Source organism: Streptomyces aureus, assembly GCF_001418135.1.
Lineage (GTDB): Bacteria > Actinomycetota > Actinomycetes > Streptomycetales > Streptomycetaceae > Streptomyces > Streptomyces aureus_A.
The window spans coordinates 24,013-44,031 of record NZ_LIPQ01000034.1; the positions used below are offsets into that span (position 1 = coordinate 24,013).

Annotated in this window: 17 protein-coding genes and 3 pseudogenes; 11 read left to right on the plus strand and 9 right to left on the minus strand. The window is 69.3% G+C overall.

All coding sequences use genetic code 11. The features are described from left to right. Positions 1 to 454 precede the first annotated feature (454 nt). Entirely contained in the window at positions 455 to 1,762 is a 1,308-nt protein-coding gene (locus AOK00_RS04030; protein ID WP_055598919.1) for a cellulase family glycosylhydrolase, read from the plus strand. 58 nt (positions 1,763 to 1,820) lie between these two features. On the opposite strand, the pseudogene AOK00_RS36720 reads toward AOK00_RS04030, so the two are convergent. Next, positions 1,821 to 2,401 (minus strand): annotated as a pseudogene (locus AOK00_RS36720) (ATP-binding cassette domain-containing protein); the annotation flags it as partial. 502 nt (positions 2,402 to 2,903) lie between these two features. On the opposite strand from AOK00_RS36720, the gene AOK00_RS04040 reads away from it, so the two are divergent. Next, positions 2,904 to 4,088, plus strand: a complete 1,185-nt coding sequence (locus tag AOK00_RS04040; RefSeq protein ID WP_055598921.1) for a threonine synthase — start codon at positions 2,904 to 2,906, stop codon at positions 4,086 to 4,088. Here AOK00_RS04040 and AOK00_RS39370 read toward each other — a convergent pair. Next, positions 4,064 to 4,249, minus strand: a complete 186-nt coding sequence (locus AOK00_RS39370) for a hypothetical protein (RefSeq protein ID WP_173861499.1) — start codon at positions 4,247 to 4,249, stop codon at positions 4,064 to 4,066. The two genes, AOK00_RS04040 and AOK00_RS39370, sit on opposite strands and share 25 nt — an antisense overlap. Between AOK00_RS39370 and AOK00_RS04045 the strand changes: the two genes are divergently transcribed. The 5 genes and pseudogenes from AOK00_RS04045 (at position 4,196) to AOK00_RS04060 (ending at position 7,086) form a co-directional block, all read left to right on the plus strand. Continuing rightward, positions 4,196 to 4,780 carry a helix-turn-helix transcriptional regulator gene (locus AOK00_RS04045; RefSeq protein ID WP_254047231.1) on the plus strand — a complete coding sequence of 195 codons (585 nt, stop codon included), beginning with the start codon at positions 4,196 to 4,198 and terminating at the stop codon, positions 4,778 to 4,780. The two genes, AOK00_RS39370 and AOK00_RS04045, sit on opposite strands and share 54 nt — an antisense overlap. A gap of 54 nt (positions 4,781 to 4,834) precedes the next feature. Then, positions 4,835 to 5,053 carry a hypothetical protein gene (locus tag AOK00_RS38080; protein WP_055598923.1) on the plus strand — a complete coding sequence of 73 codons (219 nt, stop codon included), beginning with the start codon at positions 4,835 to 4,837 and terminating at the stop codon, positions 5,051 to 5,053. Positions 5,054 to 5,239: 186 nt separating this feature from the next. Then, a pseudogene (locus AOK00_RS41310) lies at positions 5,240 to 5,287 on the plus strand (hypothetical protein); the annotation flags it as partial. 289 nt (positions 5,288 to 5,576) lie between these two features. After that, positions 5,577 to 5,828, plus strand: a pseudogene (locus AOK00_RS04055) (transposase family protein); the annotation flags it as partial. Positions 5,829 to 6,054: 226 nt separating this feature from the next. Next, entirely contained in the window at positions 6,055 to 7,086 is a 1,032-nt protein-coding gene (locus AOK00_RS04060) for a LacI family DNA-binding transcriptional regulator (RefSeq protein WP_055598924.1), read from the plus strand. 75 nt (positions 7,087 to 7,161) lie between these two features. Here the strand turns inward: AOK00_RS04060 and AOK00_RS04065 are convergent, their stop codons facing one another. The 3 genes from AOK00_RS04065 to AOK00_RS04075 all read right to left on the minus strand — a co-directional run bounded on the left by AOK00_RS04065 (position 7,162) and on the right by AOK00_RS04075 (position 10,450). Then, entirely contained in the window at positions 7,162 to 8,031 is an 870-nt protein-coding gene (locus AOK00_RS04065; protein ID WP_107097303.1) for a carbohydrate ABC transporter permease, read from the minus strand. Next, positions 8,028 to 9,005 (minus strand): carbohydrate ABC transporter permease, encoded by a 978-nt coding sequence (locus AOK00_RS04070; RefSeq protein WP_437441386.1) that lies wholly within the window; start codon positions 9,003 to 9,005, stop codon positions 8,028 to 8,030. The genes AOK00_RS04065 and AOK00_RS04070 overlap by 4 nt, the downstream gene beginning before the upstream one ends. A 119-nt stretch (positions 9,006 to 9,124) precedes the next feature. Beyond that, positions 9,125 to 10,450 carry an ABC transporter substrate-binding protein gene (locus tag AOK00_RS04075; RefSeq protein WP_055598926.1) on the minus strand — a complete coding sequence of 442 codons (1,326 nt, stop codon included), beginning with the start codon at positions 10,448 to 10,450 and terminating at the stop codon, positions 9,125 to 9,127. Positions 10,451 to 10,725: 275 nt separating this feature from the next. Between AOK00_RS04075 and AOK00_RS04080 the strand changes: the two genes are divergently transcribed. Together AOK00_RS04080 and AOK00_RS04085 are read left to right on the plus strand one after the other, a co-directional pair. Further along, complete coding sequence (locus AOK00_RS04080) at positions 10,726 to 13,125, plus strand: glycoside hydrolase family 2 protein (RefSeq protein ID WP_055598927.1); 2,400 nt, start codon at positions 10,726 to 10,728, stop codon at positions 13,123 to 13,125. Further along, entirely contained in the window at positions 13,122 to 14,168 is a 1,047-nt protein-coding gene (locus tag AOK00_RS04085; RefSeq protein ID WP_055598928.1) for a LacI family DNA-binding transcriptional regulator, read from the plus strand. Before AOK00_RS04080 ends, AOK00_RS04085 begins: the two co-directional genes overlap by 4 nt. Positions 14,169 to 14,408: 240 nt before the next feature. Here the strand turns inward: AOK00_RS04085 and AOK00_RS04090 are convergent, their stop codons facing one another. The 4 genes from AOK00_RS04090 to AOK00_RS04105 all read right to left on the minus strand — a co-directional run bounded on the left by AOK00_RS04090 (position 14,409) and on the right by AOK00_RS04105 (position 17,636). Continuing rightward, the gene (locus AOK00_RS04090; RefSeq protein ID WP_055598929.1) at positions 14,409 to 14,816 is read right to left on the minus strand and encodes a cellulase family glycosylhydrolase; all 408 of its coding nucleotides are present in this window, start codon (positions 14,814 to 14,816) and stop codon (positions 14,409 to 14,411) included. Beyond that, on the minus strand, positions 14,816 to 14,998 hold the full coding sequence (locus AOK00_RS41315; RefSeq protein ID WP_055598930.1) for a hypothetical protein: 183 nt from the start codon (positions 14,996 to 14,998) through the stop codon (positions 14,816 to 14,818). The genes AOK00_RS04090 and AOK00_RS41315 overlap by 1 nt, the downstream gene beginning before the upstream one ends. Before the next feature lie 263 nt (positions 14,999 to 15,261). Then, on the minus strand, positions 15,262 to 16,446 hold the full coding sequence (gene manA, locus AOK00_RS04100) for a mannose-6-phosphate isomerase, class I (RefSeq protein ID WP_055598931.1): 1,185 nt from the start codon (positions 16,444 to 16,446) through the stop codon (positions 15,262 to 15,264). Positions 16,447 to 16,643: 197 nt separating this feature from the next. Next, complete coding sequence (locus AOK00_RS04105; RefSeq protein WP_055598932.1) at positions 16,644 to 17,636, minus strand: ROK family protein; 993 nt, start codon at positions 17,634 to 17,636, stop codon at positions 16,644 to 16,646. A 910-nt stretch (positions 17,637 to 18,546) separates the two neighbouring features. Here AOK00_RS04105 and AOK00_RS04110 point away from each other — a divergent pair. Further along, positions 18,547 to 19,080 carry a DUF7822 domain-containing protein gene (locus AOK00_RS04110; RefSeq protein ID WP_055598933.1) on the plus strand — a complete coding sequence of 178 codons (534 nt, stop codon included), beginning with the start codon at positions 18,547 to 18,549 and terminating at the stop codon, positions 19,078 to 19,080. A 412-nt stretch (positions 19,081 to 19,492) separates the two neighbouring features. Further along, on the plus strand, positions 19,493 to 19,927 hold the full coding sequence (locus tag AOK00_RS04115) for a DUF6892 domain-containing protein (protein WP_055598934.1): 435 nt from the start codon (positions 19,493 to 19,495) through the stop codon (positions 19,925 to 19,927). The last annotated feature ends 92 nt before the right edge of the window (positions 19,928 to 20,019 follow it).

Consider the following 20,019-nt stretch of genomic DNA (forward strand, 5'->3'; position numbering starts at 1 on the left):
GATGACGGACTCACAGCCCGATCTGGGAGACAGGCTCTAGGCGAGTTGTCGCTTCGCGGGCTCCTTCCCGCTCGTATCCGGCGACTACACGGACACGCCCCTCCAACCGCTGCTCACCCTCGACGAGGCCCGGCAGGCGGTCGAACTGCTGCCGCACTTCGCGGCAGTTCAGGTCGGCATACTGCGGTTCAGTGGACAAGCGACTGACACTCGATAGAAGAATCACAAAACGTCTGCCCGTTCAGTACGGGTTTACTGAACCGACTTCACCATCTCACCTGCTCGCAATTAAAGCGTTCTTCACACTTGACATGGATCCGGCCACGGGTGCCTCATGGTGGACACCCCCGACATGCGAACCAGCGGCTCGGTCATAGAATTCTGACAACGTTGTCTGGTTGCCGGAGTTCTGCGTGGACGGGGCTTCTTTCCCCCATTTCTCACGAGGAGAGGCATGACCAAGTCACCGCGCAGGACGTGGCTCACGGCAGCTGGCAGCGCCCTCGCCGGCGTGGCCGGACTGCTGCTGCCCGTCTTCGGCACCGCCGGAGCCGCCCAGGCCGCCGACAGCGGCATCCACGTCAGCAACGGCCGGATCTACGAGGCCAATGGAAACGAGTTCGTGATGCGCGGGGTGAACCACGCGCACGCCTGGTACCCGGGCGAGACCGACGCCATCGCCGACATCGCCGCCAAGGGCGCCAACACCGTCCGTGTCGTCCTCTCCAGCGGCGACCGCTGGACGGAGACCAGCCCGTCCCGGGTGTCATCGATCATCAACGACTGCAAGACCCACAAGGTCATCTGCGTCCTGGAGGTGCACGACACCACCGGGTACGGCGAGGACGGCGCCGCCGCCACGCTCGACCAGGCCGCCGACTACTGGGTGGGCGTCAAGAGCGCTCTCCAGGGCCAGGAGGACTACGTCGTCGTCAACATAGGCAACGAGCCCTTCGGCAACAGCGGTTACACCGCCTGGACCGACGCCACCAAGAACGCCATTGGCAAGCTCCGCAACGCCGGCATCGAGAACGCGCTCATGGTCGACGCCCCCAACTGGGGCCAGGACTGGTCGAACACCATGCGGTCCAACGCGGCCTCGGTCTTCACCGCCGACCCGCGCCGCAACACGATCTTCTCCATCCACATGTACGGCGTGTACGACACCGCCGCCGAGGTCCAGGACTACCTCAACCACTTCGTGAACAACGGACTGCCCATCGTGGTCGGGGAGTTCGGCGACAACCACAGCGATGGCAACCCCGACGAGAACGCCATCATGGCCACCGCCCGCTTGCTCCGCGTCGGCTACATCGGCTGGTCCTGGAGCGGCAACGGCAGCGGTGTCGAGTACCTCGACATGGTCACCGGCTTCGACGCCGGCTCCCTCACCGCTTGGGGCAACCGGTTCTTCAACGGCGCCGACGGCATCGCCACCACCTCGACCCGCGCCACGATCTTCGGAGGCGGGGACGACGGCGGCGGCGACACCGGCGGCACCGCCCCCAACGGCTACCCGTACTGCGTGAACGGCGGTTCCTCCGACCCGGACGGCGACGGCTGGGGCTGGGAGAACAGCCGCTCCTGCGTCGTCCGCGGCAGCGCCGCCGACACCGGATCCGGCGGTGGCAGCCCCGGCGGAACCGCCCCGAACGGCTACCCGTACTGCGTGAACGGCGGTTCCTCCGACCCGGACGGCGACGGCTGGGGCTGGGAGAACAGCCGCTCCTGCGTCGTCCGCGGCAGCGCCGCCGACCACTGAGTGCCAGGGGTGCCCTCCCGTCCTCGGCGATGGGAGGGCACCCGCGTCGTACCGCGGCTCAGGCCGGCCGGATGGCTTGCGGACGGGCGTAGGTCGCGTCGCGGGCGAGCAGTTCCAGGTGGCTTCCGGACTCCACCACCCCGCCCCGCTCCAGCACCACGATCCGGTCCGCCCGTCTGATCGTGGAGAGGCCGTGGGCCACGACGAAGACCGTCCGACCGGCTACCAGACGGGCGAGGGCTTGCTGGACCTGCGCCTCGGAGCGGGCGTCCAGCGCCGACGTGGCCGCGTCGCGCACCAGGACCCAGGGGTCCCGGATGAGGACCCGCGCGATCGCGAGCCTCTGGCGTCGGCCGCCCGGGAGCCGGGTACCACGCTCCCCCACGACGGTGTCGAGGCCGTCCGGCAGCGCGTCGACGAACTCGGCAGCGTTGGCGTCGCGCAGCGCGCGCCGCAGCGTTGCGTCGTCGACGCGCTCCCTGCTGTAGGTGACGTTCCCCCGGATGCTCCCCTCGAAGGGGGCGGTCTCCTGGGGGGAGGCACCAGGTTGAGCAGGGTGGACTCCCCCGCGCCCGAGCCGCCGACGATCGCGAGGGTGGTGCCGACCGGCACGTCGAGGTCCACGTCGCTCAGGGCGGGCTCGTCGCCCGCCGCCGTGCGTAAGGCCAGCGCCCTCGATCCGGAACCTCCGCTCGTCCTGCCCATGGAAGGCCGTGGGGAGCCGTACTCATGGGGTCCCTCTCGTCCGGAGGGAGTGGAGGAGGAGGAACCGGTTGGTCTGCGGGGACTCACCCGGGAATTGGTTAACCGAGCAGCTTCGAGGGCCCGTAGATGCCGCCGGGGCATGTCAGTGGTCTTAACCAAGGGCTGGCACGTAAAGATCTTGGAGTCGCCTCCGGCACACGGGATGCCCGGCGCCCGTGCAGTCGTTGCCACTCACCGTCCCGCCGGTCACTCCACGGCTCTCGCCGGTTTTGGTTGACTCCCGGCCGACGCCGTGCAATGCAATGCATCGACGAGCGATTTGACAGGCTGTATAAATCTGGATGATTCGCCTAACGTGGAGAGGGCGGGGTGCCCTTCGGGGTGCGAGACCCAGTCACACGAGAGCACGTCGAGCGAGTAGAAGCCGGAGCCGCCCATGACCAACGAACAGCACTCAGCCGTTACCGCCCCCGACCTCTACGACCGGTCCGGAAAGCGCTACTCCCTGGATGATCCTCGCTGGCGGGGCGAGGACGGCAGCCCCCTTGCCGTCAGTGCACTGCCGGGCCTGCGTCGCGAGCAGATCGACATCGCCGAACGGTCCCTGTGGCGCTACCACGCGGCCCTGCCCGTCCCGGCCGCCCGGCGGGTGAGCCTTGGTGAAGGGTGTACGCCGATGGTTCCGGTCGACTGGGGCGGCCGACGTATCCACTTCAAGCTGGAGTGGTTCAACCCGACCTCCAGCTTCAAGGACCGGGGCGTATCGGTGATGATGTCCCACCTCGCGGCGCACGGCGTCGACCGCGTACTCGAGGACAGTTCGGGCAACGGCGGCTCGTCGGTGGCCGCCTACGCCGCCGCCGCCGGTATCCGCGCCAAGATCATCGTTCCCGCCGCCACCTCAGCGGCGAAGATTGTCCAGGCCCGCGCCTACGGCGCCGAGATCGAACTCGTGGGCGGCACCCGCGAGGAGGTCTCCGACGAGGCGATCCGGCAGTCCGAGCAGATCCCCTACGCCAGCCACAACTGGCACCCCATGTTCATCCAGGGCACCAAGACCATCGCCTATGAGATGTGGGAATCCCTCGGCTTCACCGCGCCCGACAACGTGGTCCTCGTGGCCGGAGCCGGCAGCAACATCATCGGGTGCGACCTGGCGTTCGGCGAACTGCTCGACGCCGGCCAGATCGACAGGCGCCCGCGCCTTTTCGTCGGGCAGCCCGAGCACTGGGCGACCATCGCCGACACGTTCAACGGCGTCGACCCGGCCGGCCGCGGCGAGCGGACCCCGACGATCGCCGAGGGCGCGTCCATCGCCCACCCGGTCCGGCTGCCCGAGGCGGTGGAGGCCATCCGCCGCTCCGACGGGGCCGCCTACGCTGTCCCCGAGGCGGAGATCCACACAGCGGTCCGTGCACTGAGCGCGCGAGGCCTGTACGCCGAACCGACCAGCAGCGTCGCCGCGGCGACCCTCGATCACTTCATCGCGACCGGAGAGATCGCTCCGGACGAGACGACCGTGGTCGTGCTCACCGGTGCGGGGCTGAAGTCCACCGAGAGGATGGCCGAGGTATTCGCCGGGCACCGTGACGGCGCTCAGGAATCGAGCAGCGCTCGATGACACACCCCACCGGCCGCCGAGATGACGAACGCGCCGTCCAGCCCGCCGCAGCGGAAGACGGGCGCCACCTGTCGGATGACGAGCACCTCGTACGGGAAGCCGAGCGCATCGCTGTCGCCGTCGGGCGCATGTTCCCAGGTCTGTGCGAGGTGGTCCTGCACGACCTGCGCCGACCCGACAACGCCATCCGCGCCATCGAGAACAACCTGTCCGGACGGCAGGTCGGCGACCCCGCCACCGAACTGGGCCTGCGCCGCATCGCGGACCCCGACTACCCCGGCGTCATCCAGAACTACAGCAACCAGTTCCCCGACGGACGCCCGGCCAAGAGCACCTCGATCGGCATCAAGAACGCCGAGGGACGTTACGTCGCGGCCTTGTGTCTGAACCTGGACGTCAGCACGCTGTCCCCGCTGGCCCTGACCCTCGCCAACCTCGTGGCCACCGATGTCGAACACCAAGGTGAGGCCCTGGAGACGCTGCGCGACCGCACGGGACGCGAACTCCGCTCGGCCATCGACTCCTTCGCGGCGCAGCGCTCCAGCACCCCGCGAGGCCTCAACCGTGACCAGAAGCGCGAACTGGTGCGGAGGCTGCATGCCGAGGGCTTCTTCGAGACCCGGAGCTCCGCACAACACATCGCCGACCAGCTCGGCATCTCCCGGGCGACCGTCTACAACTACACCAAGTAGCCACGCCGATGAACGCCCTCAGAACCGGCCGCGAAATGCCCAGGAAGGGCGTCCATGGCCAAGTCCACGGCCACCGGACGGACCGCCGTCGCCAACATCCGCCTGGCCCGCGGCGCCGCCACGATCGCCCCATTCGGCCCCTACTCGCACGTCGCGGTCCACAACGGCGTCGCCCACGTATCCGGCCGGCTCCCGCTCCACGCGGCCGGGAGCCCCGCAGCGGACGAGCCGTCCCGCCCTGGAACTCCGGGGGCGTGGATCCCCGCATACTGACGACCACGACGTCAACGATCCCGCCCGAGCCGAAGCGCGCGGCCTTGACGTTGGCCGGGCGTCGCCTGTGGCGCGAGCGCTTGGCGATGCCCGCCACCTACAGCATCGTTGCGTTGCTGGACGGCCGAACCGTAGGTATGGCCGCCGGCCTTCCCGGGGGATGGCGGCGCATGCGAGCTGAGGTCGGTGTGGGTCAGCCCCCAGGCACGGGGCCGCAGCGTCGGAGACCAGTTGGTGGCGGCAGTCGAGGAGTGGGCCCGGCAGAGGGGTGCTACGACTCTGAAGCTCGCGGTTCCTACCGGGCGACGAACCCGCTGCAGCGCTGTATCAGCGCAACGGTTTCGTCGATACGGGAGAACTCGGAGACCTGTTGTCCGACGGGGTGACCAGGGAACGTCTGATGGTGAAGGTGCTTCGCTGAGAGGACGGCGTACGAGCAGGACGGATCATCCACCGCGGGAGCGGTTGCCGTCGATTCGAAGGCCACCGGCACTGCCCACTTCGGCGCGGCGGTGGGACGGTCACGGTCGACGGCGGCGGCTTCCCGGGCACCGGACTCGTCATCCCGCACCGTCGGCAGCGCGGTCAGGCCGAACTCCCGGACTGGAAAGTGGAGCACAACCGGTCCCACAAGCAGGTCCGTCCCCGGGTCGAGCAGGTCTTCGCCCGCATGAAGACCTGGAAGATGCTCCACGACTGCCGCCTCAAGGGCGATGGTGTCCACCACGCCATGCTCGGCATCGCCCGGATGCACAACCTCGCCCTCACCGGATAGACGCGCGGCACACGCTACGGCTGACCGTGCCCGAGTCAGATCGAAGATCACTTACGGGACACCCCTTAGCCCACATGAAGAGCCTGTTGGGGCGCATACCTCGCCATCGAAGCCCAACCCGGGGGTGGGGTGCCCGCCCCTTGCCCCCACTGAGACCTGCCACCGCGCACATGGCCTGGCGGTAGGGTCGGGGGCATCGAGGGTTCAGGATGGAGCTGGGGTGGCAGTGAAGCGGCCGACGATGGCGGACATCGCGCGTCGGGCGGGTGTGTCGAAGGTGGCGGTCTCATACGCGCTCAACGGCCAGCCCGGAGTCTCGGAGGGCACCCGTGCCTTGATCAAGAGCATCGCCGAAGAGCTGGGCTGGCGGCCGAACAGTGCCGCTCGGGCACTGACCGGCGGGCTTGCGCAGGCGGTCGGGCTGGTCGTGCGGCGGCCGGCGCGGACCCTCGGGGTGGAGCCGTTCTTCATGGAGTTCATCAGCGGCGTGGAGACGGTCCTCGCCGAGCACGCGTTCGCCCTGATGCTCCAGATGGCAGCCGACCAGGAGCAGGAGATCGAGGTCTGCCGGCGCTGGTGGGGCGAACGGCGGGTCGACGGCGTCTTCCTCATGGACCTGCAGACCGATGACGCAAGGGTCGACGCCGTCCGCGACATCGGTCTGCCCACGGTGGCGATCGGCCCGCCGGAGGTGGCCGGGGGGCTGCCGGCGATCTGGTCCGACGACGGCGAGAGCGTGCACGAGATCGTGCGGTACCTGGCGACGCTGGGACACCAGCGGATCGCGCGGGTGGCGGGCCCCGCCGGGCTCGCGCACACGGTGGTCCGCGACACGGCGCTCGCGGAGGCCTGCCGGGAGGCGGGGATCCCGGAGGCGACCGTGGTGCACACCGACTACACCGGTGACGAGGGGGCGCGTGCCACCCGGGCGCTGCTGATCGCGCCCCGGCGGCCGACGGCGATCGTCTTCGACAACGACATCATGGCGGTGGCCGCGCTGTCGGTGGCGCAAGAGCTGGGCCTCTCGATCCCCGCCGACGTGTCGATCGTCGCCTGGGACGAGTCGCCGCTGACGCAGGTGGTGCGCCCGATGCTGTCGGCGGTCACCCGCGACATCCCGGCGTACGGGGCTCGCTCCGCGACCGCGCTGCTCGCCCTGATCGGCGGGGAGGACGTCGGCAGCATCCGCGAGGGATACGCGCGCTTCGTGCCCCGCGGCAGCACGTCTGCCCCGCCTCCGGAGCCGGGCCCGCGCTGACCTCCCGTCCACGGGGGACCGTGCGGGGCCGGGCCGGCCCTCATACGGCCCGGCCCCGTCCTTCCGTTCCCGGGGCTACTTCGTGGCTCCCTGGGAGAAGCCGTTGTAGATCCAGCGCTGCAGCAGCAGGAAGATGACCAGCGTCGGCAGGATGACCAGGATCGCCCCGGCCGAGATGGCCTCCCAGTGTGCCCCGAAGGGGCCCTTGAAGCGGAAGAGCGCGGTGGAGATCGTCCCCAGGTCCTCGGAGTGCATGTAGAGGAAGGGGATGTAGAAGTCGTTGTAGGTCGTGATCCCCTTGATGATGACGACGGTGGCGATCGCCGGCTTGAGCAGGGGGAAGATGATCTTCCGGTAGATCGTGAAGGCGTTGGCGCCGTCAAGGCGGGCGGCCTCGTCGAGCGAGACGGGGATGCCCCGGATGAACTGCAGGAAGATGTAGACCGAGACGATGTCGGTGCCCATGTAGAGCAGGATCGGCGCCCAGCGGGTGTCGATCAGGCCGAAGCCGTTGATCACCTGGAAGGTCGCGACCTGGGTGGTGACACTCGGGACGAGGGTGGCGATCAGGAAGCCGGCCATGACGACCTTCTTGCCCCGGAAGTCGAAGCGGTCAACGGCGTACGCGGTCATGGAACCGATGACTACCGTCCCGCCGATCGAGAAGACCAGGATGAACGCGGTGTTCCCGAAGGCCATCAGCATCTTGCCGTCGTTGAACGCCGTGACGTAGTTGTCGAGGTTGAACCAGTTGCCCGGCAGCGACAGCGCACTGCCTTCACCGACCTCTTCGGAGGTCTTGAGCGAGGTCAGGAAGACGACGGCCAGCGGCAGGAGCACGACCATCGAAGCCGCGATCAGCGACAGGTAGGTCAGCACGCTCCCGATGGGCAAGCGGCGGGTGCCGGTGCGTTGGGGAGCGGCGGTGAGGTCGCGGGAGGTCATACGAGGTCCACCTTGTCGTCGGGCACGAGCCGGCGCTGGATCCAGGTGATCAGCAGGATGATCAGCAGCAGCACCACGGCCGCGGCCGAGGCCAGGCCGGTCTTGTTGAACTGGAAGGCGAGTTTGATCGTCTGGATGACGAAGGTCTGGGTGCCGGTCGCGCCGCCGGTCATGATGTAAGGGATCTCAAAGACCGACAACGAGCCGGAAATCGCCAGGATCGCGCTCAGGCTGATCACGGGCTTGATGCTCGGGGCGATGATGTGCCGGAACTGCTGCCACTTCCCCGCCCCGTCCAGCTCCGCCGCCTCGTACAGCTCGCCCGGGATGGACTGGATCGCGCCGAGGAAGAGGACGAAGTTGAGCCCGGTGAAGCGCCAGACGGAGACACCCGCGAGGGAGATGTTCGCCGAAGTGGGATCGCCGAGCCAGGGGTGATCGGCTGTCACGCCGAACCAGTCGAGCACGGAGTCGAGCGTGCCGCCGTCCTGGAAGAAGTACAGGAACACGAAGCCGATCGCGACGCCGTTGATCAGGTAAGGGAAGAACAGGATCCCCTTGAAGAAGTTCCTGAACCGCAGGTTGAAGCTGAGGATCACCGCGAAGTACAGCGCGACCACGATCTGGACCACGGACGCCGCGAGGTAGTAGCCGCTGACGAAGAACACCCGGAGGAGTTCGGGGCGGGTGAAGATCTGAACGTAGTTGTCGAACCCCACGTTCTCCCGGTCCGGGCTCACCCCGTCCCAGTCGGTGAAGCTGTACGAGATCATGCTCGCGACGGGGACGTACGTGAACGTGATCAGCAGTGCGAGCGGGACCGCCAGGAAGAGCCACGGCGTGATCCGCCGCAGCGGCGAGTCGCGCCACGACCTCGTCCGCCCGGCGGCGGGGCCGCGCCGGCGTTTCACCAAGTGGCGCCGACTGCCCCCCGTGTCGGCCTTGGCTTTGTCCTTGCTGGATCGCCCTGTCATGGCGGCGCCCTCTGGTGCGGTGTCGGTGGTCTGGGTCATGTCGGCCTTTCATGTCCGCTGCCGCGGAAGGTCCAGGGGCCCCGGCCGGTGTCGTCCGGCCGGGGCCCACTCCGCCGGTATCAGCTACCGACGGTCTTCGCCGCCTCGTCCCACCTCTTGTTCAGGCTGGCGAAGAAGTCTTCCAAGCTGCCCTTTTCGGCGCCGCGGGCCGTGTCGATCAGCTTCTGGCGGTAGTCCTGCTTGTTGAGCCCGATCTCTGCGGCATCGTCGATGTCGTTGACCGCGGCCGTCTTGGCCTCCGAGCGGTCAAAGAAGATGACATCGTTGTCAACGAACTCCTTGAGCGTGGCGGGCATGGGAGCGGTCTTCACCGCGGAGACGACGCCCTCCTTCTCCGCGAAGCCCGACTTCTCGGTGAACCAGTCCACCCAGGCACGCGCCGCGGGCTTGTTGTCCGAGTGCACGTTGACGGCCTGCTGGTAGTCGGAGACCAGTGCCGCACAGAACTTCCCGTCCTTCTGGACGGGGAAGGGCATGAACCCGATGTCCTCCGGGTTCAGGCCGGAGTCCTTCGCCACGGCCTGCATCTGCGTGATCGACCAGGAGCCCAGCATCATCGCGCCGATCTTGCCGTCGGCCAGCAGCGACTTGGAGTTCTCCCAGTTGGTGGTGGTCGGGTCCTTCTCCGACAAACCCTGCTTGACGATGTCATGGAGCAGGCCGTCGATCGTGCGGAGTTCGCCGCCCTCCTTCCACGGCGAGACCGGCCCGGCCAGCTTGTTGCTCGCCTGCGCATCGCAACCGACCGAGCCGTTGTTGGCGGTCCACTGAACCAGCGGCCAGCCGTCCTTGAAGTTGGTGTAGTACGGGGTCGCGCCGGTCTTGTCCTTGACCGCCTTCAGCCCGGTGATGAACTCCTGCGGCGTCTTCGGCCAGGCGGTGACACCGGCCTTCTTCCACAGGGCCTTGTTGTACACGAAGCCGTTGGCGGTTCCGAACTGGGCGATGCCGTAGACCTTGCCGTCCACCTCGGTCTTGTCGCTGAAGCGGTACTTCGACAGCTCCTCGGCCGTCCCCAGGGGAGCGAAGAACTTCGGGTAGTCGTTCTTGGCCACCGCACCGGGGATGAAGAGGACGTCACCGTAGGACTTGGTATTCATACGGATCTTCACCTCCCCCTCGTAGTCGGTGATCCCGTCGAAGGTGACCTTCACCTTGGGATAGATCTTGTTGAACTCGGCCGCGTACTTCTCCAGCGTTCCGTTCTGTGCGAGATCGGTCCGCTGGGTGAGGACCTTGATCTCGCCGGAGACGTCCTTCGGATCCGACGGAGGAGCGGCCACTTCACCAGTGGCACCGCCGCCCCCGCCGCCGCACGCCGACAGGGCGAGCGTCACTGCGGCCAGCACAGCGCCCGAGAGCGCGGTCGTCTTCTTGTTCCCCATGGCCCAACTCCTTCAAAGTCACGGCTCAGGTCATCGGTGGGATGACGGCACTATGTCAGCCCGTCGTGAACCGGTAAAGTACTGATTTCCAGCGTGATGCCTAATCGTTACCGGGGTCCCCTGACCGCCAAGGGCGAGGGGCCCCTGTGACCGATGCACTACGTTCCGGCCCAGGCCGAGCTTGACCGGTTCATGGACAGTTGAGTAGCCGTACGGCTAACTTGTCGGCCCGTACACGCATCCCGCCCACTGCCAGGCGATTGGAGCCGCACACCATGAAGGACGTCATCCAGCTGCACGAGGGGTGGAGACTGCGCCACGAGGACGCACTGCTCCCCGCGCAGGTGCCCGGTTGTGTCCACGCTGACCTGCTCGCCACCGGGGTGATACCGGACCCGTTCCTCGGGCTGAACGAGACGGAGATCGCCTGGGTCGGGCGCCGGACGTGGTCGTACCTGACGGACCTCGCCGCCCACGACGGCGGGCACGAGCGCAGCGAGCTGGTCTTCGAGGGCGTGGACACCGCCGCCGAGGTCCTGCTCGACGGCGTGTCCCTCGGCTCGACCCGGAACATGCACCGCGTCCATCGCTTCGACGTCACGGGACGGGCCGGAGCGCTGGAGGTGCGCTTCGACTCCGCCTACGACGAGGCCGAGCGGGTCCGCGCCCTCACCGGCGACCGGCCCAACGTCTACCCCGAGCCGTTCCAGTACATCCGCAAGATGGCCTGCTCCTTCGGCTGGGACTGGGGCCCGACCGTCGTGACCGCGGGCATGTGGCGGCCGGTGCGGATCGAGCACTGGTCGACCGCCCGACTCGCCGAGGTCCGCCCGCTCGTGACCGTGGACGGCACGACCGGCCGCGTCGAGCTGCGGGTCGTGACCGCGCGCACCGAGAACGGGGCGGGCCGCCCGCTCACGCTGCGGGCCACGGTCGCGGGGGTGGTCGCCGAGACCTCCTTCGAGGGGACGGAGGCGGTGCTCCGCCTGGACGTGTCCGAGCCGGAGCTGTGGTGGCCGCGGGGATACGGTTCCCAGCCGCTGTACGGGCTCGCCGTCGAGCTCCTGGACGAGGACGGGTCGCCGCTCGACTCCTGGTCGCGGCGGATCGGCTTCCGTACCGTCACCGTCGACCGCTCCGCCGACGAGCACGGCACCGGCTTCACCTTCGTCGTCAACGGCGTACGGATCTTCGCACGCGGGGTCAACTGGATCCCGGACGACGTACTGCCGTCCCGGGTCACGCCCGAGCGCTACCGCACCCGACTCACCCAGGCCGCCGAGGCCAACATCGACCTCGTCCGCATCTGGGGCGGGGGGATCTACGAGGACAACGCCTTCTACGACGTCTGCGACGAACTGGGCCTGATGGTCTGGCAGGACTTCCTCTTCGCCTGCGCCGCCTACCCCGAGGAGCAGCCGCTGCGCGGAGAAGTGGAGGCGGAGGCGCGCGACAACGTTGTCAGGCTGATGTCGCACGCCAGCCTCGTCCTGTGGAACGGCAACAACGAGAACCTCTGGGGCTTCCGCGACTGGGACTGGGAGGCCCCACTCGCCGGCGACTCCTGGGGCGAGGGCTACTACCTCGGGATCCTGCCGCGGATCGTCGCCGAGCTCGACCCCACCCGCCCCTACACCGCCGGCAGCCCCTGGTCCGGCTCCTGGGACCACCACCCCAACGACCCCCGGCACGGCACCCACCACTCGTGGGAGGTGTGGAACCGGCAAGACTACGCCGAGTACCGGACCGACGTCCCCCGCTTCTGCGCCGAGTTCGGCTGGCAAGCACCGCCCGCGATCAGCACCCTTCGGCGCGCCCTCCCGGGCGAGGCCCTCACCCCCGACTCCCCCGGCATGCTGCATCACCAGAAGGCCGAGGACGGCAACGGCAAGCTGAACCGCGGCATCGAGCGCCACTTCGGCCTGCCCGAGGGCGACTTCGACCGCTGGCACTACCTCGCCCAGGTCGTCCAGGCCCGCGCGGTCGCCGCCGGCATCGAGCACTGGCGCTCTCACTGGCCCCGCTGCGCCGGCACGGTGGTGTGGCAGCTGAACGACTGCTGGCCGGTGAGCTCCTGGGCCGCGATCGACGGCGACGGGCACCTCAAGCCGCTCTACCACGAGCTGCGCCGCGTCTACGCCGACCGGCTCCTCAGCCTCGTGCCCACCGAGGAGGGCCCGGTCCTTGCCCTCGACAACCAGTCCGGCACCACCTGGCGCACCACCGTCACCCTGCGCCGCCTCGGCGCGGACGGCATGGTGCTGCGTGAGGCCGTGTTCGACCTGGAGGCCGCCGCACGGACCGTGGTACGGCTGGTCGTCCCGGGCTCGCTGCTGCCGGACGCGGGCTCGGCGAAAGAGCTCCTGGTCGCCGACGCGGACGGCTTGCGATCGGTCCACCTCCCGGTGCCCGACAAGGAGTTCGCCTATCCGGCTCCGCGCTACGACCTCCGGGTCGAGCCGACCGGCGACGGGGGATCGGTCGTGGTGGTCGCCGCCCGGACCCTCATCCGGGATCTCCTGCTCCAAGCGGACCGGCTGGCCCCGGAGGCGAGCGCCGACCACGGGCTTGTCACCCTGCTGCCGGGCGAGGAGGTCCGGATCGCGGTCCGCGGCTGGGCGGGCGACGACCCGGAGAGCGTACGGGGGGCACTGTTCAGCGTGGGAGCGGTGTGAGCGCCCCAGCCTCTCCCATCCCCGGCCGGCGTGTCACGATCAACGACGTCGCCGCGCTGGCCGGGGTGTCCAAAGGCGCCGTCTCCATCGCCTTCAACAACCGGCCCGGGGTGTCCCCGACGACCCGGGAGCGCATCTTCACGGCGGCCCGGGAGCTCGGCTGGAGCCCGAACCAGACCGCGCGCAACCTCTCCGGCCGGCGGGCGGGCATAGTCGGGCTGGCGCTCTGCCGACCGGCCCGGCTCCTCGGCCTCGAACCCTTCTACATGGAGTTCATTTCCGGCATCGAGGACGTCCTGGCCGAGCGCTCCTGCTCTCTCCTCCTCCGGCTCGTCCGCGACCTCGACGAGGAGGCCGCCCTCTACCAGGAGTGGTGGCGCAGTAGGACCGTCGGCGGGGCGATCCTCGTCGACTTCCACCAGGACGACCCGCGGGTCCCGCCCCTGCGGGCCCTCGGCATGCCCGTGGTGGCCGTCGGTCACCCGTCGCTGACCGGCGGGTTCCCTTCGGTCTGGACGGACGACGCCTCCGCGGCCGCCGAGGCGGTGCGGTACCTGGCCGCGCTCGGGCACCGGCGGATCGCCCGCGTCGGCGGCCCTGCCGGCCTCGGTCACAGCGGCATCCGCGCCACTGCTTTCGAGGCGACCATGGCCGAGCTTGGCCTGGACGGAGGGCAACAGGTGGCGACCGGCTTCGTGGGAGAGGAAGGGGCTCGGGCCACCCGCAGTCTTCTCATGTCCTCGGACCGGCCCACGGCAATCGTGTACGACAACGACATCATGGCCGTCGCCGGGGCGGCGGTCGCCTCGGAGATGGGCCTCTCGGTTCCCGACGACGTCTCTCTCCTGGCCTGGGACGACTCGCAGTTGTGCCGGCTGACGCATCCGCCGTTGTCCGCGATGAGCCACGACGTGCACCACTTCGGGGAGGAGGTCGCCCGGACCTTGTTCGAGATCATCGAAGGCACCCACAAGGGCGCCCGCCAGGTACCCACGCCATCCCTGACTCCGAGAGGGTCGACAGGCCCGCCTCACCGCACGTAGGCGGCCAGGCATGACGTTGAGGGGCTGCCCGTCCGGGCAGCCCCTCAACGTCGTGCGTCCCCTCAGGGGGCGACGGAAGCAGACGAGGAGCCTTTCCAGAGCAGAGCGGTGCGACGGAACACGCTCCTCTCGCACCCGGCGTGGCGGGTGCGAGACGCGGGTCGGCCCTTGGCGCAGGGGACGCCATCGAGGCTGAGGGAGGCGGGCACGGCACCGGGCCCGCGACGTTGAAGCCGCAGCTCACGGCGTCTGGCGGATGCCGTCGGGACCGTGGAAGCGGCGCTCGCCCGAGCCACCGAGCCGGTCGGCATCGAAGCCGGCGGCGAGGTCGAGGTACTCGACGCCGCCGCCGATACCGCTCCAGGACCAGCCCTGACAGGCGAGGCCCAGCTGGCGTGCGGTGGCCATGACGGCGTCCTCGTCCGGGTTGCCGTCGGAGTGGTCGTAGCCGAACTCGCCCACGACGATGGGCAGTCCGCGGTCGACAGAGCTGCCGAGGTGGTCCTCGACTTCGGTGACGGTGTCGTACACGTCGTACATGTGGATGGAGAAGACGGCGTTGCGGTCGGGGTCGGAGGCGAAGACGGCGGGGGCGTTCTCGCGCGTGGTGCCCGACCCGTCCTGTCCCCGATTGGGCGCGTCGACCATCAGGTGTGGTCGAAGCCGGCCGCGCGCAGGCGGCTGATCGCGTCCGGGGCGTCCTGCGTCCAGGCGGTGTAGCCGGCTTTGCCGTGAGGCTCGTTGCCCAGGTTGACGATGACGTACTTCTCCGGGCCCTTGAGGGCGTTCGCCCCCTCCAGCCAGTGGTCGACGGCCGGTTGGCCTCGCACTGGGAGACGACGGGCGGCATCCCCGGGCGGGCCCACGAGTGGTGGGCGGACCGCCGCCGGGCCCCACTGCCCGGAGATTGCTGCGGCTCGATTCCAGGCAGTGGGGATTAACCGCAGATACGGTCCAGGTCGTCGCCTTCGTACATCAGCGAATTCTCCTGCCGGCTTCCGGCGGCCGAGTTGAGACTAGAGGCCGTGATGGCCGATCTCAATAGCTAGAACATAACCGGTTAAGTTCAGCGACGGTTTTGCTGGCCACCCGCTCACCCGAGGCGTTCCGCAGTGCCCGTCGTGGCGCGGAAGGCCATGCCGGCACCTTCCAGAAATGCCTCGGCCCCGGCTGGTACGTACACGGCCTGTCCGGGACCGATGTCGAGAGTCTCCTCGTATGAGGAGATGGTCATGGCCCCATTGGTGCAGAGGAGGATCTGCGGGGCGTCCAGCGCCACGCGCCGCCTCGGTCCACCGGCGCGGAGGAGGTACCGCGACAAGCCGAAGTCGTCCACCGGCGCCGGATACACCTCTTCGCCCCTCTCCTCCCGAGGGGTCAGGACGCGAGCCGGGGGTGCGTCGAAGCGAACGACCCGGATGAGTTCCTCCGTGTCGACGTGCTTGGAGGTCAGTCCGCACCGCAGCACGTTGTCGGAGCTCGCCATGATCTCCACCCCGAGCCCGGAGAGATACGCGTGCGGGACTCCGGCGCCGAGGAACAACGCCTCGCCGGGGCTCAGCTCGACGTACCGGAGCATCAGCGCCGACAACAGCCCGGAGTCGCCCGGGTAGGTCTGTGCGATTCGGCCGTAGGCGGCCATGCAAGGCTCTTCCGAGCCCGCGACCGCCAGCGCCCGGGCGACGGCATCGAGCAGGCCCGCCGGCGGGCGGACGAAGGCCCGGAACACCTCCGCGAGTGCCTGGGGCCCGCGAACGACACGCAGCGTCTCGACGTACGGCCGCAGCGCGGGCACCTTCAGGGAGTCGAGCACGTCGGCGGTGTCCGCCGGGTTCCGGAAGCCGCAAAGGCCCCGGAACGGAGTGAGGGCGACGATCATCTCGGGCTTGTGCTGGTCGTCGCGGTAGTTGCGGTGCGGCGCGTCCAGGGGGACGCCCAGCGCGTTCTCCCGGGCGAATCCGGCCTGGGCCTGGGCGAGGTCCGGGTGCACTTGCAGGGAGAGCGGCACATCAGCGGCCAGGAGCTTGACCAGGAAGGGGAGGCGGGGCCCGAACCGGCGCACGGTGACCGCTCCGAGTTCGCCCTCCGGATCCTCGGCGACGACCCGGTCCAGCGGTATCTGGACTTCACCCCTGAACACTCGGGAGGGCGCCGCTGGATGGGCGCCCATCCAGAGTTCGGCCTGGGGTGCTCCCGTGGGCGGCACGCCCATGAGTTCCGGCAGCAGGGTGCGGGAGCCCCAGTCGTAGGGCTGGACGGTGTTGCGGAGGAGGTCCATGGTCATTTCCTGGAGTGCGCACGGTGGGTGGAAGGACGGGGACGCCATGGCGCCCCGATGGGCGCTCGGTGCCGGTGTACGCGGGTAGGGGCGTTCGGTGCCGGTGCACGCGGGTAGGGGCGTTCGGTGCCGGTGCACGCGGGTAGGGGCGTTCGGTGCCGGTGCACGCGGGCACAGAGGAGGAGGCCCCGCCCGCATCAGGTGGGGGACAGACATCCGGTGGCCGCCTGCCCCCTCGCGCCCGCTCCGGCGCGGGACCGGCCGGAGGCGGCCACGCCGGCGGCGGCCGCGCCGATCAGTCCGGCGTCGAGAGCCAGCCCGGCGGGCGCGACCAGAACGTCACGGGTGAAGTCGAGGACGGCATACGACTTCAGGTGGTGCCGCAGCGGCGCGAACAGCACCTCGCCCGCTTGGGAGACACCGCCTCCGACGACGACCAGGTCAAGTTCGACGAGCGCGGCCGTCGCCGCGACGGCGGCAGCCAGGGCCCGGCCGGCCCGGTCGAACGCGGCGAGCGCCTTCCGGTCACCGGCACGGGCCGAGACCTCGACCTCACGGGCCGTGGCGGGAAGACCGACCGGGGGCGTCCAGCCCGATTCGAGCGCGTAGGCCGCGATCGCCGTACCGCTGGCGTAGCGCTCGACACATCCCCGGGCGCCGCAGGGGCACTCAGGGCCGTTCTGGTCGACGGTGATGTGTCCGATGTGACCGGCGTTCCCGGTCGTACCCGCATGTACTGAACCTCCCAGGATCAGGCCACCGCCGACGCCGGTGGAGACGACCATGCAGAGGGCGTTCGCCGCATCCTTCGCCGCACCGATCCAATGTTCTGCCGCCGTCATGGCGACCGCGTCGCCGACGAGCACCGGTTGGATGCCCGCCGGGACGGCAGGATGGCTCCGCACCCGCTCCACCAGGGGGAAGGAGCGCCAGGCCGGGATGTTGACCGGACTCACCGTGCCCGCGGCGGTGTCGACCGGTCCGGCGCTCCCGATCCCCAGGCAGAACAGCGAATCCCACTCGGGACGGGTGGCCAGCTCGTCCACCACCGAGGTCACCGCGGCCATCATCGCCTCGGCGGACTCACGCGCGGGCGTCGGCCGCTGCGCCCGCACCATCACACGTCCCTCGGCATCGACCAGCGCCCCGGCGATCTTCGTACCACCGATGTCCAGCGCTCCGTACACCATCCGCGCAACCTCTCCAGAACCGTCCGAACTGTGCAGGGCCCTACTCTGCCGAGTCGATGACAACGTTGTCTAGAGATAAACGGATCCGGTTAAGTCATATGGCGACGCAATCGGTGAAGGGGGGCCTCCCGCCGAACCGTCGTCCAGGCCGCGCACCACCCCCGTCGGCTTCACGCGGACGGAGGGCGGAGCCCAGGCAGTGGGGCACCGTCCGGCAGCCGGCCGCCGCGGTTCGGATCGCCACCGTCCGGCAGGGGCCGGGCAACCCCCATCCAGGCCCACACCGTCTTCCCGACCTCGAAGCGAGGCAGCCCCACGGCCTCAACCACTGCACGAACGTTTTCGAGTCCGGCCCTCGTTCGGCATCGGCGCACACCTCGAACGCCGACGCAGACACCTGAGGCCGTGGTACGCGCCCCGCACGGCAACGTCCGCGCGTCAACGCGCATCAGCAGGTGCAGATCCCGACGCCCCCTTCGGTGTGCTGGTCGGCGCAGGCCGCCACACGCGGAACCGACCAGGACGCCACGGCCTCCCTCGTCGCGGTGACCGCCGAGCCGAAGAGGCGACGCCGACCAGAACCTGCGGGCGCGGATGCCACCGCTCCCCGACGTGCGCTGCCGATACGTTTCCGGGCGGTCGCCCCAAGCTCCGCTGCGGCCTGACGGCCGACCAGACGCAAGCCGCCGCGCTGATGGCTGGCGAAGCGACCCGGCAATCGAGATCGTCTGCCGGACCGCGCCCCGTTCTGCGCGGAAGGCGCCACAGCCTGGGCACCCCAGGCGACGCAGGTCGCCGACCGTTGCAGTACGAGGTCCGGTGCTGCCCTGAGGTCCTCGCCGCGTTCTGACCGCGCGCCAGGAGTCCGACAGCGTCGGCACTGTCGGTCCCCGGTGTTAGCGTCGCCACCATGGCGAACCGTTCGTACCTCTACTCCGCGGACTCAATGCCCAACGAGGCAGAGATCCCCAAGCAAGTCCGATGCATATCCGAACACAACTGGGACATCCCACTCGCGCACAAACTCATGGTGGGACGCCGAACGACGATCGTCCCGTCCATGATCTGGAACCCTCCCATCGGCATCGCCGCGGACTACGCCGCCGGGACGGCCCTGCTCCGCGACCTCCTGCACGCGGTCGGCAAGGGCCTGGAAGACGACGTCGAGTTCGCCGAATGCGTTGCCAGGACCACGGCCCACCTCGAGAAGCAGCAGGCGAAGTACTTCATCCTCGAAACCGGGGAGATCGTCTCGTTGTCGGATGACGATCCAGCAGCGAGCGTGCAGCGCCTGGCAACCCAGGACATCCCCGACGCCGTCGCCAACGCCGAAGCGGCGATCGCCAGCCAGAACGACGCCTGGCTGGCCTCGCTCCGAACCGACTGGCAGAAACACTTCGCGTCCTTCTACAGCGAAGCGCTCTACTTCTCCTTCCCCACCTGACGAGACCCTCGGCCCGGTGCCGGGCGACAGCGGACCGACGCGAAGGACGCGACCTGGTGGTCCCGCTCGTCGTCGTCCGAGGCCCTGTGGTGAGCAGCTCTCCAGCTACTCCCCCACCCCCGCTGGAGCAGCCCGGCCGCTCCAGCGCGGGGGGGAGGGCTGCCGGGGCAAGGGGGCTGGGACGGCGACTCAGCCGGCTCAGCCGCTGGACACGTTCCAGCTGACAACCGCAGGCTGAGCCCGCCACCCCGGCCGCCGGCTCTCGCCGACCAACAAGCAAGAACGCCCATGACCGGGACGGGGCCTGAGCAGGGCCGGGCCCGACCGTGGGGACGGCCCGGTCCGCCGCCTTCCTCCGATCGGCCGGGGCCGATCGGAGCGCCGTGTCGTATCTCCGTGGTAACCATGTCCCATGCGCCAGTTCCGTGACTTCAACCTCAAGCTACTCGTCATCGAGGAGCTCATGTACTGCCCCAGCCCCCTGCTCCCCGTCTACGACCTGCCCGCGCGGCTGGCCGAGCGGGGGATCGCCGACCCCGCTTCCTACGTCCTGGAGAACGGCCTCCACTCAGAGGTGCTGCCGCAGTCCCGGGCTCATTTCGAGGCCCTGGAAATCCCGGCCGAACTGCTCGCCCGCGTCGAGGAGCTGTGCTTCGACGCCGGGGCGGACGTCTTCCGGCACTGCGCCCCCGCCTGGGACGGCGAGGACGACCTGTTCGACGTCCGCTCGCTCGAGGACCTCGCCCTGCTGCCCAACCTTCGGGAGGTCACCTTCGTGGAGGACGGCGTCCTGGCCGTGCCGGACGCGGCTGAGATCTTCGCCGCGCGCGGCATCGACACCGACTGAGCCCCCGCATCCGTTTCGCCGCCCGCCGCCGCGGCCGGGGCTTGCGGAGGCGGGCATGGCTGGAATCGCCAACAGGCAGGCCCCTCCAGGGC